This window comes from Microbacterium sp. SLBN-111, assembly GCF_049739645.1.
Classification (GTDB): Bacteria; Actinomycetota; Actinomycetes; order Actinomycetales; family Microbacteriaceae; genus Microbacterium.
This window is the reverse complement of sequence record NZ_JBMGQH010000001.1, coordinates 2,389,228-2,400,712: the sequence shown is the minus strand read 5'-3', so window position 1 is coordinate 2,400,712 and position 11,485 is coordinate 2,389,228. Positions and strand designations below refer to the sequence as shown.

At 73.3% G+C, this 11,485-nt stretch carries 14 protein-coding genes; 9 read left to right on the top strand and 5 right to left on the bottom strand.

Annotated elements, in window-relative coordinates; all coding sequences use genetic code 11:
- The first annotated feature begins 10 nt into the window (after window positions 1-10).
- Complete coding sequence (locus tag RKD05_RS11115) at window positions 11-340, top strand: hypothetical protein (RefSeq protein ID WP_156495914.1); 330 nt, start codon at window positions 11-13, stop codon at window positions 338-340.
- Between the two features lie 40 nt (window positions 341-380).
- Here the strand turns inward: RKD05_RS11115 and RKD05_RS11110 are convergent, their stop codons facing one another.
- Window positions 381-830, bottom strand: a complete 450-nt coding sequence (locus RKD05_RS11110; protein WP_063256250.1) for a MarR family winged helix-turn-helix transcriptional regulator — start codon at window positions 828-830, stop codon at window positions 381-383.
- Window positions 831-1,047: 217 nt separating this feature from the next.
- On the opposite strand from RKD05_RS11110, the gene RKD05_RS11105 reads away from it, so the two are divergent.
- From RKD05_RS11105 to RKD05_RS11090, 4 genes are all read left to right on the top strand, one after another.
- Window positions 1,048-2,244, top strand: coding sequence for a glycosyltransferase (locus RKD05_RS11105; protein WP_424710051.1), 1,197 nt, complete (start codon window positions 1,048-1,050; stop codon window positions 2,242-2,244).
- A gap of 91 nt (window positions 2,245-2,335) precedes the next feature.
- A complete protein-coding gene (locus tag RKD05_RS11100) occupies window positions 2,336-3,430 on the top strand; it encodes a type III polyketide synthase (protein ID WP_424710050.1) in 1,095 nt (364 codons plus the stop codon).
- Between the two features lie 86 nt (window positions 3,431-3,516).
- The gene (locus RKD05_RS11095) at window positions 3,517-4,179 is read left to right on the top strand and encodes a methyltransferase domain-containing protein (RefSeq protein WP_424711818.1); all 663 of its coding nucleotides are present in this window, start codon (window positions 3,517-3,519) and stop codon (window positions 4,177-4,179) included.
- Window positions 4,172-5,293 (top strand): FAD-dependent oxidoreductase, encoded by a 1,122-nt coding sequence (locus RKD05_RS11090; protein ID WP_424710049.1) that lies wholly within the window; start codon window positions 4,172-4,174, stop codon window positions 5,291-5,293. The genes RKD05_RS11095 and RKD05_RS11090 overlap by 8 nt, the downstream gene beginning before the upstream one ends.
- Before the next feature lie 57 nt (window positions 5,294-5,350).
- On the opposite strand, the gene RKD05_RS11085 is transcribed toward RKD05_RS11090, so the two are convergent.
- The gene (locus tag RKD05_RS11085) at window positions 5,351-6,178 is read right to left on the bottom strand and encodes a UbiA family prenyltransferase (RefSeq protein WP_424710048.1); all 828 of its coding nucleotides are present in this window, start codon (window positions 6,176-6,178) and stop codon (window positions 5,351-5,353) included.
- A gap of 202 nt (window positions 6,179-6,380) precedes the next feature.
- On the opposite strand from RKD05_RS11085, the gene RKD05_RS11080 reads away from it, so the two are divergent.
- The 3 genes from RKD05_RS11080 (at window position 6,381) to RKD05_RS11070 (ending at window position 8,206) form a co-directional block, all read left to right on the top strand.
- Window positions 6,381-6,845, top strand: coding sequence for an Hsp20/alpha crystallin family protein (locus RKD05_RS11080; RefSeq protein WP_424710047.1), 465 nt, complete (start codon window positions 6,381-6,383; stop codon window positions 6,843-6,845).
- 117 nt (window positions 6,846-6,962) lie between these two features.
- Window positions 6,963-8,009 carry an iron-containing redox enzyme family protein gene (locus tag RKD05_RS11075; protein ID WP_424711816.1) on the top strand — a complete coding sequence of 349 codons (1,047 nt, stop codon included), beginning with the start codon at window positions 6,963-6,965 and terminating at the stop codon, window positions 8,007-8,009.
- Entirely contained in the window at window positions 8,006-8,206 is a 201-nt protein-coding gene (locus RKD05_RS11070) for a CDGSH iron-sulfur domain-containing protein (protein WP_424710045.1), read from the top strand. Before RKD05_RS11075 ends, RKD05_RS11070 begins: the two co-directional genes overlap by 4 nt.
- Window positions 8,207-8,227: 21 nt before the next feature.
- Here RKD05_RS11070 and RKD05_RS11065 read toward each other — a convergent pair whose 3' ends face one another.
- From RKD05_RS11065 to RKD05_RS11055, 3 genes are read right to left on the bottom strand one after another with little or no spacing between them, the layout of a single operon-like run.
- A complete protein-coding gene (locus RKD05_RS11065; RefSeq protein ID WP_424710043.1) occupies window positions 8,228-8,803 on the bottom strand; it encodes a TetR/AcrR family transcriptional regulator in 576 nt (191 codons plus the stop codon).
- Window positions 8,784-9,593 carry an alpha/beta fold hydrolase gene (locus RKD05_RS11060; protein WP_424710042.1) on the bottom strand — a complete coding sequence of 270 codons (810 nt, stop codon included), beginning with the start codon at window positions 9,591-9,593 and terminating at the stop codon, window positions 8,784-8,786. The genes RKD05_RS11065 and RKD05_RS11060 overlap by 20 nt, the downstream gene beginning before the upstream one ends.
- A 52-nt stretch (window positions 9,594-9,645) precedes the next feature.
- A complete protein-coding gene (locus RKD05_RS11055) occupies window positions 9,646-9,993 on the bottom strand; it encodes a sugar ABC transporter ATPase (RefSeq protein ID WP_424710040.1) in 348 nt (115 codons plus the stop codon).
- A 259-nt stretch (window positions 9,994-10,252) separates the two neighbouring features.
- On the opposite strand from RKD05_RS11055, the gene RKD05_RS11050 reads away from it, so the two are divergent.
- Window positions 10,253-11,458, top strand: a complete 1,206-nt coding sequence (locus tag RKD05_RS11050) for an NAD(P)/FAD-dependent oxidoreductase (protein WP_424710038.1) — start codon at window positions 10,253-10,255, stop codon at window positions 11,456-11,458.
- Window positions 11,459-11,485 lie beyond the last annotated feature (27 nt).

Sequence of the window (11,485 nt, the reverse complement as noted above, 5' to 3'; positions counted from 1 at the left end):
CTATCGGACGATGACCACGTTGCAGTCGTGGATCGAGGATTTTCGCGCGCTCGGCTACGACGATGCAGGAATTCTCCGCGTCATCCCGCAGGATGCCGATGGAGATTCCGATACCGGGTTGATCGCGGCGCAGCTGCGCAGCGTCTCGACCACGTTCTACGTGGCGCCCGACACCGAGCCGGGCGTCACCGGGTGGACCGTCACCTTCGAGCCGCGCGAGACCGCGGCTCCGCTGGGGTCGGCGCGCGTCCTCGCACTGTCGGGCGAACTGGCGATGCTGTCGGCGCTGTGCGCGTTCCTTCAGGCGCGAGCGGAAGCGTTCCTCGCCTCACGCCCCTGAGACTCCCGGGCTCTCGCGGTCTCTCCGGTCGAGACGCGGATCAGCGGGCCGCCGCGGTGCCCGCCGCCGTGAGGCGCTGCAAGGCGGCCGTGATGAGGTCGGCCTCGGCGGGGTCCATCGCCGTGATCGCCGCTTCCACGCCGTTGTCGAATCCGCGGAGGGAGCACCACGGTGGCGAGTTCAGGTCCACGGTCGCGGTGATGTGGTTCACTCGCCGGTCCTCCTCGTCGAGGTCGCGACGCACGGCACCGCGCTGCACCAGGCGGTCGATCAGAGTGGTCACGCCGGCGGAGGTGATGCCCAGGTGGTCGCGCACATGCGAGGGACGGGCGCCCGGATTCTGGGCGACGAACACCAGCGCCTTCGCGTCCAGCTCGTTGAGCGACAGCGCCCGGCGCGCCTCCGCCATGGCGGCGCGGCGCGCTTCGTCGTAGGCGAGGAGCGCGCGTCCGAGTTCCGATGTCGGTGACGCGTCCGAGGAGTTCTGCACGACCCCCGATCGTACTGGTGCGGCGCGTCCGCCGCGGAGTCTTGCACGCTGCCGTGCGGCCGTGTCGTGACCGGCTCTTCAGCTTCTCACGCGTTCACGCAATGGTCTTCGCGACGTAACCCGCCACCGGGGGTCGACCCCGCAGCATAGGGAAACCGCAACCGCGGTGATCGGTACGGCTCCGCTCGTCGGCGCCCCTCCCCGGAAAGCGATCGCCATGAACCGACCCGTGCGCGTGCTGTCCCTCTACGAGGGATTCTTCGCAGGAGGAGCTCGCATCCTCCACTCCGACGTGGTCGCCGGTCTCCATGCCGGGGGCGGTCAGGAGCACAGCATCCTGTCGGTCACCTCCGCAGCCCGCCGGGACGCGTCCCTGCAGCACGCCCACGACGACACCCGGTTCCGGTCGCTGCGCGCCGCGGGCGTGCGGATCGACACGTTCGACCGGGTCGCCGGCGACCAGCCGATGACACCGGACTCCTTCACGGCGGCGGAGCTGGCGCACGCCGCGAACCTCATCGCCGAGGCCGACATCGTGCTCTCCCTCAAGGAGCAGCCGCTCAGCCTCATCGTCGCGCTCGATCGCGCGGGGATGCTGCCGGACCGCCCCACCGCGGCGTGCCTGCACCGCTCCGACCCGACGCACTCCGGCCCGGCCCTGGGATGGCTCGTGGAGTCCGGAGCCTCGGGCGCAGTGTCGGCGACGATCTCGTGCGCGGCGTCGACCTCGCTCGCGTACACGCGCGCCGGCGTCGCCACGACGCACGCGTGGGTGATCGACAACGGCATCGACACGCGCCGGTTCCGCCCGGGGACGCGCGCCGAACGGCGTGGCATCCGCGAGTCCCTCGGCATCCCGGAGACAGCCCCCGTCGTGCTGCTCGCGGCGCGGTTCGACGCGATGAAGGACCCGGGCCTCTTCCTGGATGCCGTGGCGCGGCACTCGCGCCGGCACCCGGGCGCGCACTACGTCCTGTGCGGGTCGGGCATGACGTTCGCGAACCCCGGGTTCGGGGCGCTCGTCGCCGACTCCGGTCTGGGCGCGGGCGTCGCGCTGCACGCGCTCGGACTGCGCGAGGACATGCCCGCGCTCTACCGGATCGCCGACGTCGTCGCGCTCACGAGCGCCTTCGGGGAAGCCTCGCCCCTGTGCCTCGCCGAGGGGGCGGCATCCGGAGCCATCCCCGTGACCACGGACGTCGGCGACGCCGCGCGCGTCGTCGCAGGCTTCGGGCTCGTGACCCCGCGCGACGCGAACGCCATCGCGGGAGCCTGGCACGAAGCCCTGTCGCGACGCATCGAGCTGAGGTCCGCGGCCATTTCATCGCGCGGGCGCCTCGACCGCCGACGCATGATCGCCGACTATCGCGGCGCAATCGAGGAACTGGTGCTGCCCGAGGTGCTCGCGGCCTGAGCGCACCTCGACCGGCGCAGTCACCATAGACGGGGCAGGGCGGTGGCACCATCCCCGGCGCCGTCGGCCACAACCGTGCCTACAGTGAGTCATGACCGCGAGCATCCTCTCGATCGGCACGGCTCTGCCCCGCACCCGTGTGACCCAGTCGGCGCTGCGCGACCTCTTCGCCGCCCAGCCCGGATTCGATCGGCGCAGCCAGCGCCTGGTGGGCGCCGCGTTCGACGCCGCGGCCATCGACACACGCCACACGGTGCTCCCGCAGCTGGCCGGAGGGTCGGCCGACGGACTCGCGGCGCTGTCGGACGGCGAGCTGACGATGCCGCCCACGGGTGCGCGCAACGACGAATACCGGCGCACCGCCCCGGCCCTGTTCGCCGAGGCCGCGACGGCGGCGGTGGATGGGTCGGGGTTCGGTCGCGACTCGGTGACGCACGTCGTGACGGTGTCCTGCACGGGCATGTTCGCGCCCGGGCCGGACTATCTCCTGGTGCGGGATCTCGACCTCTCCCCCACGGTCGAGCGGTACCATCTCGGGTTCATCGGGTGCGCGGCGGCGATCCCGGCCCTGCGACTCGCCGCGCGGATCGTCGCGGCGGACCCTGCCGCCGTCGTGCTCGTCGCCGCGGCGGAGCTGTGCTCGCTGCACTGGCAGACGTCGTCGCATCCCGACCAGATCGTCGCCGCGTCGGTGTTCGCCGACGGCGCCGCGGCGGCGATCGTCGCCACGGCCGACGCGGATCGTCCGGGGCTCGACCTCGAGGGCTTCGCGACGTTCGTCACCGACGAGGGCGAGAAGGACATGTCGTGGACCGTCGGCGACTCGGGCTTCGAGATGACCCTCACGCCGGAGGTGCCGCGCATCATCGGGCGCGAGATCGCGGCGATCGCCGCCGACGTGCTGGGCGACCTCGCCGAGGTCGACGCGTGGGCGGTGCACCCGGGCGGTCGGAGCATCCTCGACCGCGTCGAGGCGGCCCTCGACCTGGATGCCACGGCCCTCGCGCCCTCCCGCGAGGTGCTGCGCGCGCACGGCAACATGTCGAGCGCGACGCTGCTCTTCATCCTGCGAGACCTGCTCGCCGACGCGGCGCGAACCGACGGTGATCGCGTGGCGGCGCTGGCGTTCGGCCCGGGACTCACCGTGGAGGCGGCGCGCCTCGTGCTGCGCCGTCCGGAGGCGTGAGCGGCTCGGGGGTGCGGCACGCCGACCGCGCGCGCGGGCGCCTCTGGCCCGACCTCGCGCACCGCGACAGCGTGCTCGAGGAACTCATGGACGACCCCCACTGCGACCCGCGGCGCCTCGCCGCGACCTATCGCCGCTTCGACCTCGTGAACCGTGCGGTGTCCGGCTGGGGCGGCGTGTACCGCGCGCACGTCCGACCTCGGCTCCGGGCGCTCGGCCGGCCCGCACGGGTTCTCGACCTCGGGTGCGGCGGTGGTGATGTCGTGGTGCGCCTCGCCGGCCTCGCGGCTCGGGACGGCCTCGAGGTGGCTTGGGTCGGCGCCGACCCCGACCCTCGGGCGCTCGAGGCTGCGCGGGAGCGCGAGCGGCCCGGGGTGCAGTTCGTGTCGCGCGGCTCGGCGGAGCTGCTCGCCGACGGAGAGCGGTTCGACCTCGTGCTGTCGAATCACGTGCTGCATCACCTCGACACGGCACAGCTACGGGAGTTCACGGACGATTCGCGGGCCCTCGCACGGTCTGCCGTGCTGCACGCCGATATCGCCCGGAGCCGCCTCGCCTACGGCCTGTACGCCGTCGGAGTGACGCCCCTCGCGCCGGGCACGTTTCTGCGCACCGACGGCCTGCGCTCGATCCGGCGCAGCTACCGGGCGGACGAGCTCGCGCGGACGCTGGGCGACCCGTGGCGCGTCGCGACGCCCGCGCCCTTCCGTGTCCTCGCGATCTCCGAGGGGACGGCCGACCATGGCTGACGTGCTGATCGTGGGAGCGGGCCCCGTCGGCCTCGCGCTCGGCGCCGACCTGCGTGCGCGCGGAATCGACGCGACGATCCTCGAACGGCGGAGCGAACTGGATGCCGGGACGCGGGCGATCGGCATCCACTCTCCCTCTCTCGCGCACCTGGAACTCTCCGGGGCGACCGACGCGCTGCTCGCGCGCGCCGTGCGGATCCGCCGCGGGGAGGCGCGGGCGGACGGGAAGATGCTCGCCGCGATCCGGTTCGACCGGTTGCGGGCGCGGCATCCGTACGTCGCGGCGCTGCCGCAGGCCGACACCGTGGACGTGCTGACCCGTCTCGCGCCGCCCGTGGAGCGCGGTGTCCGGGTGACCGGGTTCCGCGAGGACGGCTCCTCGGTGCGGGTCCGGGCGATCGGACCGGGCGGTGAGACCGAACGCCGTGCGAAGGTCGTCGTCGTCGCGTCGGGCTGGGCGGGGCGCGCGCTCGTGTACCGTCCGGGGGCCGTGCGCACGCGGCACTACCCGGATCGATACGCGATGGTCGATGTCGCGGTGCCCGGCGATGCGACCGCGCTCGTGCACCTCGAGCGCGGGGGTGTCGTCGAGTCCTTTCCACTGCCGGACGGGAGGCGGCGGCTCGTCGCGTGGGCCGGGACGTCGGACGTTCCGGATGCCGCCGAGTTCCTCCGCACCGCACTGGCGGAGCGCCTGCGGCTGGACGTCGATACCTCGGATGCCTCGACTTTTCGGGTGCGACGGGCGGTGGCGCCCGCGCTGAGGCGAGGACGCGTGCTGGTCGTGGGCGACGCGGCGCACGAGGTGAGCCCGATCGGCGGGCAGGGCATGAACCTCGGGCTGCTGGATGCCCTGACACTGTCACCGCTGCTGTCCGAGTGGGTTCGCGGGCACGAGCCGGACGAGGTGGCCGCCTGGGAACGGCGGCGGCTCGCCTCCGCGCGGCACGCCGCGCGCCTGGCGTTCCTGAACACGATGCTCGGCCGGGGTGTATCGACGGTGGGGCACGGCATCCGGTCCGCCAGCCTGCGGGCGCTCCTTCGCGGCCCGGGCGGCGCGGTGTTCACGCGGGCGTATGCGATGGGGTTCGACGCGGCGGCGCGGGGGTCGTGACGCACAGGCCACGCCGACCCGCGTCACGGCCGCGCCCGGTGAGGCTGCGGCCGCCCGTCACCTGAGGACGAGCTGAGCGGCGAGGAGCAAGGCGGCGAGCATCGTGAGTTGGAACACGGCGCGGCCGGGGCGACGCCGCACGGCCAGTACGATCGTGGCTGCCGCGACCGCGACCACGGCGGCGAAGAACACCGCCCCGACGATGCCACCGCCGGACCCGACGAGCACGGCGACGGCGCCGAGGACGATCCCCGCGGCCGCGACGATCACGCTCGCCCGCGCCCCGAGGCGGTGCGGCAGACCGCGCACTCCGGTCTCGCGGTCGTCGTCGAGGTCGCGCACCACGTTGGTCAGGTGCACCGCCGCCCCCAACGCCATGCCGGCGAGCGAGGCCCAGGGAGCGGCGAGCGCAGGCTGCGGTGCGGCCAGCGTCGCGAACGACGGGAAGACACCGAAACTCAGTAGGAACGGGACGATCGAGACCGGCGTGGACTTGAGGCCCGCGTTGTAGGCCCAGGCCGAGCCCAGGGCGATCGTGTGGGCGGCGACGAGTCCCGGCCCGAGCGGCAGGGAGAGGACGAACGCGACGGCCACGGATGCCACCGCCACCGCGAGCGCACGCCCGGGGGTGAGAGCGCCGGTCGCGATCGGTTTGTCCGTCCGGCCGACCGCCAGATCGCGCGCCGCGTCGATCGCGTCGTTCGAGAGTCCGACCGACACCTGCCCGGCGAAGACCGCGACGACGAGCAGCACCAGCCGCCACGGTTCGAGACCGGCCGCGACGCCGAGCGCGAGGGACAGGGTCGTGACGACGAGCGTCGGTCCGGGGTGGGTTGCGCCCCAGAGCGCCCGCACGAGCGGTGTCGTCGCGGGAGGATCGGTCACCTCACGACGCTACCGTCCCCCGCGGCCCGCCGGGCACTCGGTTCCCGCAGACGGCCCGGCACGACGCGGACCGGTCGAGCGCCAAACTCCTTGGCACTCTCTATCCCAGAGTGCTAATCTGATCTCAAGTTGAGCGCAAACGACTCAACTTCGAAGAACTCTCCGGATGCCACGTCCGGACCGATCGAAAAGGAGAACGACCATGGCCACTTACGACCCCTTCCGCGACCTCGACCGCCTCGCGTCGACGCTCCTCGACACCCGCCGCGGCGGACCGCGACGCATGCCGATGGACCTGTACCGCGACGGTGACCACTACGTCCTGTCGGCCGACCTCCCGGGCGTCGACCCCGGCTCGGTCGACATCGACGTCGACGGCCAGCTGCTGACGATCCGCGCGGAGCGCACGCTCGCCTCCGGCGACGACGTCAAGTGGATCACGCGCGAGCGCGAGACCGCCTCGTTCATCCGCCAGTTGAACCTCGGCCAGGGCATCGACACCGAGCGCATCAGCGCCACGTACCGCAACGGCGTGCTCTCGGTCACGATCCCGGTGAGCGAGAAGGCCAAGCCGCGTCGGATCGCGGTCGCGACCGACGACGGGAACGACGTCATCGCCGCGCACGAGAACGCCCGCGAGAGCACCCCGCAGCCGATCGAGCAGTGATCGCCCGGAGGGGGTGGCCGTCCGGTCACCCCCTCCACCCTTGTCAAGGGGCTCGGCGATCCGGCAGGACGCCCGCAGAGTGCTCGGGTGTCCGCGATCCTCTCCCCCCATGATCCGCTGGCCGCCATCGACGCCGATGACGTGCCCGCCCTCCCCTTCACCCCGCGCGGCGCGGTGAGCGCCGCCGTCCTGCGCCACCTCAGCGCGGGCGCGGCGACGAACCACACGGTACTCGCCGATGCGGCCGTGGCATCCTCCCCCGACGTCGAGACCGACGACGACCTGCAGCTGGCTCTGTTCGCGCTGTACGCCTCGGCCTACGGGTCGATCGCGGCGTTCGACCCGGAACTCGAGTGGGCCCCCTCGCTCATCGCCACGCGCGGGGTGATCGAGCGGGCGTTCGAGGCCGCACTGCGGGCGCGCCTGCCCGAGCCCGATCTCCCCGCGGCGACCGCGGATGCCGTGGCCCGTGCGCTGTTCGCGCTGACCGCCGCCGACACCGGCCCGAGTCTCTCGCGCTACCTCGCGAAGAAGGCGACGCTGGATCAGGCGCATGAGTTCCTGGTGCACCGGACGATCTACACGCTGCGCGAGGCCGACCCGCACTCGTGGGCGATCCCGCGCCTGACGGGCCGCCCCAAGGCCGCGCTGGTCGAGATCCAGTCCGACGAGTACGGCGGCGGCACCCAAGAGCGCATGCACGCCGAACTGTTCGCCCGAGCCGTGCGCGGCGCCGGCCTCTCGGACGCTTACGGAGCGTACGTCGACGACGTCCCGGCCGTGACGCTCGCCTCGCACAATGCGATGTCGATGTTCGGCCTGAACCGGCGCCTCCTCGGCGCGATCGTCGGGCACCTCGCCGCGTTCGAGATGACCTCGTCGATCCCCAACCGGCTCTACGCCGAGGGCCTGCGCCGCCTCGGCTTCGGCGACGACGTCTGCGGCTACTTCGACGAGCACGTCGAGGCCGACGCCGTCCACGAGCAGATCGCCGCGCGCGACCTCGCCGGCAGCCTCGCCGAGGACCGGCCGGACCTGCTCCCCGACATCCTGTTCGGCGCAGCCGCGTGCCTCAGCGTCGACGGCCGCGTCGGCGAGCACCTGCTCGACGCCTGGTCGCGCGGTGCATCGTCGCTGCGCGCGGACGCCGAGGAGGTCAGATGACCGCCGACCCGCCGCGCATCACGGCGTACCCCGACGGCCCCCTCCTCGTGCGAGGCGACGTCGACCTGCGCGACGCCGCCGGCAACCCGATCGAGAAGCACCGCCGCACGGTCGCCTTGTGCCGGTGCGGCCTCTCGACGATCAAGCCGTTCTGCGACGGGACCCACAAACCCGCGGGGTTCCGCACCGAGGACTGATGCGCGTCAGCTCCGGCGCCGTCACTCCGCGGTGCGCGCGTCCTCCACGGGCCGGGAGAGCTCGGCATCCAGGGCGTCCACGAGCCGGGCGAACGTCTCGTCGACCGACGCGTGCTGACGGAAGCCGCCCACCCGCTCGAGATCGGTGAACCCGTGCAGAGCCGAGCGCACGTAGCGGATGCGGTGCACGTCGGCCGCGGCCGCCCCGTATCCGGCGAGCGCGCGCGTGATCTCGTCGACGAGGGCAGCCGCCGCCTCCTCCCACTCGGGCCCGGCTCCCCCGCGCTGCGCCAGTTCGTACATGCCCGGACGCTCGCGGGCGAACCCGCGGTAGGCCGCCGCGAGCGAGCCGAGGGCTTCCCGCGACGACACCCCGCGCGAGGAGCGCGCGAGCGCCTCGCCGAAGGCCCGGGTCGCGGCGAGCGCGACGCGGTCCGTCAGGTCGCCGAGCCCGCCGACGTGCTTGTACAGACTGGGCGCGGCCACCCCGAGCGCCGTCGCGACGCGCGCCAGAGAAAGGGATGCCACGCCGTCGGCATCCACGATCTCGGTGGCGCGGCGAACGACGACGTCGGCGTCAAGACCGGCCCGCGGCACCGCTCACCTCCGCGAGGAACGACGCGACGCGATCGGCCACGAGGTCGGGGGCCTCGAGCATCGGCGCGTGACCGACGCCGGGGACGAGCTGTACTTCGGCGGAGATTTCGCCGGCGAGCCATGCGGCTTCGGCGGCCGGGTCCTTCCAGTCCGGGTCGGCCGCGCCCATCACGACCAGCGAGCGGGCGGTCACGCGCGGGAGGAACGGCGCGACCACCGAGTGGTCGACGCGGGTCGTGCGGGCGAAGGCGCTCCAGCGCCCGGGCCGCGCGAGCCGGCGCGACAGGTGCGCGGCCCGTTCGCGCGCGCCCGCGCCGAGTCCCGGCCACAGCGAGGCGGAGTAGCCGCGCCACACCGCGGGACCCCACGGCCGGGCGAGCAGGAGACGCAGCAGCGCGCTCATCGCGGCGTTGCCGTTGCGCGCGAACGGCCCGAGGAGCACGAGGCCGGACACGAGGTCGGGCCGCGTGCCGGCCGCGATGAGCGCGGCACCGGCGCTCATCGAGGCGCCGGCGAGGACCGCGGGTCCGCCGCCGAGCCCCTCGATCACGGCGACCAGGTCACCCGCCGTCGCCTGGTCGCCGTACTCGGCGAAGGTCGTGTCGCTGTCGCCGTGTCCGCGGAGATCGACGAGCGCCACGCGGTATCCGCGGGCCACGAGTCGGTCGGCGAACGGTCCGAACGCGTCGCGCTCGTCGCCCATCGCGGGCGAGCACACCACGAGACGGCCCGCTCCCCGCACCTCGACGGCCAGCCGGCCGCCGTCCACCTGAATCTGGCTAATGTCCATAGCCATAAGCTACGCCTATTAGCCAAAGAGCGCAAGCGCCGTCTCGGAAGCCTCAGAGGTCCTCGGGTGAGAGGTCTCCCTGTCCGTCCTCGCCGAGCTCGACCACGCCCGGATCCTCGCCCTGCGAATCCGTCCCGGTGGAGTCCGGGTGCACGTCCTCGAGCGGGATGTCGGCGTCGTCGGCGGGGATCTCGGCCGGGTCGGCACCCGTCGCCGTCGACGGGTCGAGGTCGGCGGGATCGACACCCTCGTCGAGGGCGGTCGTGGCATCCCATTCCGCCTGCGCGGGGTCGAGCGCGGGATCGGGCTCGATCGAGGTGTCGCCGTCGCGAAGCGGCTGCACACCCGTCACGCCGTCAGGGGCGGCGGGGATGCTCGGGTCGGACGAGACGTCGCTCATGGGGGATCCTTTCGGTCGTCCGTGCGGTGACCGCACGTGCCGCCGGGTCGACGACTCCTCCATCCCACCGTCCGCCTGTCGCGACTCCTGCCCCCTTGACAGCGTTCGCGACCGGCGCGAACGGCGCCCGCTCCGCGCCGCGGTCGGAACGGGAGCGAAGGTCACGACCTTCGTCGACCCGCTCGGCCGATCCCCCTGTCAACCCCGTCGCCTCCCCGCGCGCATCCGGGGTGTGCTGACCGGAACGGAAGGATGCCGCATGCCCGACTCCCCCACTGCGCCCCCGCGGATCGTGGTGATCGGGGGCGGCAACGCCGGCCTCTCGATCGCCGGGCGCCTCCACCGCGCCCGCCTCGGCGACATCACGGTGATCGAACCGCGCGAGACGCACGTGTACGCCCCGCTGCAGTCCCACATCGCCGGCGGCACCGCGCGCGCCTCGCAAGCGTCGCGCCCGCAGGCCGACGTCATCCCACCCGGCGTCCGCTGGCTGCGCGACGCGGTCTTCACGGTCGACGCCGACGCTCACCGCGTGCACCTGGTCTCCGGCGGCCACCTCGACTACGACCAGCTCATCGTCGCGGCGGGCCTGCGGCTGGCGTGGGACGCGATCCCCGGGCTCCCCGAGGCCATGGCCGCACCCGAGGGCGTGTCCAATTACGACCTCGCCCTCGCGGCGAAGGCCTCGCCCACGCTGCGGGACCTCCGCAGCGGTACGGTCGTGTTCACCCAGCCTCCCGAACCGGCCTCGTGCGGAGCCGCCGCGCAGAAGCCCCTGTACCTCGCGTGCGACTGGTGGCGCGCGCTCGGGGTGCTCGACGACATCCGCGTCATCCTGGTCCTGCCCGACCCGGTGCCGTTCGGCATCCCGGACGTCGATCGCGAACTCCGCCGCGTGCTCGAGGCGTACGGCGTCGAGGTGCGGTATTCCCGCGAGGTGCGGAGCGTGGATGCCACGACCCGCACGCTCACGATCGGTCACGGCGACGTCGAGGAGACACTCGCGTACGACGTGCTGCACGCGGTCCCGCCGCAGCGGGCGCCGGAGTGGATCGCGGGGAGCGGACTGGCCGACCCCGACGACGCGCACGGTTTCGTGGACGTGGATCCGGAGACGCTCCGGCATCGCCGCTTCCCCGACGTGTGGTCGCTCGGCGACGCCGCGCGCGTCGCGACGCGGCCCTCCGGCGGCGCGATCCGGCCGCAGGCGAAGGTGCTCGCGAAGAACCTGCGGGCTGTGCTCCGCGGCGGAACGCCGACCGCGCGATACGACGGGTACAGCGTCGTGCCGTTCACCGTCTCCCGCGGCACGGTGGTGTTCGCGGAGTTCGACCGCTGGGGAAAGCCGCAGCCGACGATCCCGTTCTGGCGCTCCCTCTCGCGCGAGCGTCGCTCGACGTGGGTCGCCGACCGCCGGATCCTGCCGCGGGTGTACTGGAACCTGATCCTGCGCGGCCGCGCCTGAGGGGCCTATAGGCCACATCCGCCGATC

Bases quoted from the DNA above. Each gene is read 5' to 3' on its own strand.
- RKD05_RS11115 (WP_156495914.1), top strand. From the start codon at position 11: ATGACCACGTTGCAGTCGTGGATCGAGGATTTTCGCGCGCTCGGCTAC.
- RKD05_RS11105 (WP_424710051.1), top strand. From the start codon at position 1,048: ATGAACCGACCCGTGCGCGTGCTGTCCCTCTACGAGGGATTCTTCGCA.
- RKD05_RS11100 (WP_424710050.1), top strand. From the start codon at position 2,336: ATGACCGCGAGCATCCTCTCGATCGGCACGGCTCTGCCCCGCACCCGT.
- RKD05_RS11095 (WP_424711818.1), top strand. From the start codon at position 3,517: ATGGACGACCCCCACTGCGACCCGCGGCGCCTCGCCGCGACCTATCGC.
- RKD05_RS11090 (WP_424710049.1), top strand. From the start codon at position 4,172: ATGGCTGACGTGCTGATCGTGGGAGCGGGCCCCGTCGGCCTCGCGCTC.
- RKD05_RS11080 (WP_424710047.1), top strand. From the start codon at position 6,381: ATGGCCACTTACGACCCCTTCCGCGACCTCGACCGCCTCGCGTCGACG.
- RKD05_RS11070 (WP_424710045.1), top strand. From the start codon at position 8,006: ATGACCGCCGACCCGCCGCGCATCACGGCGTACCCCGACGGCCCCCTC.
- RKD05_RS11060 (WP_424710042.1), bottom strand. From the start codon at position 9,593: ATGGACATTAGCCAGATTCAGGTGGACGGCGGCCGGCTGGCCGTCGAG.
- RKD05_RS11055 (WP_424710040.1), bottom strand. From the start codon at position 9,993: ATGAGCGACGTCTCGTCCGACCCGAGCATCCCCGCCGCCCCTGACGGC.
- RKD05_RS11050 (WP_424710038.1), top strand. From the start codon at position 10,253: ATGCCCGACTCCCCCACTGCGCCCCCGCGGATCGTGGTGATCGGGGGC.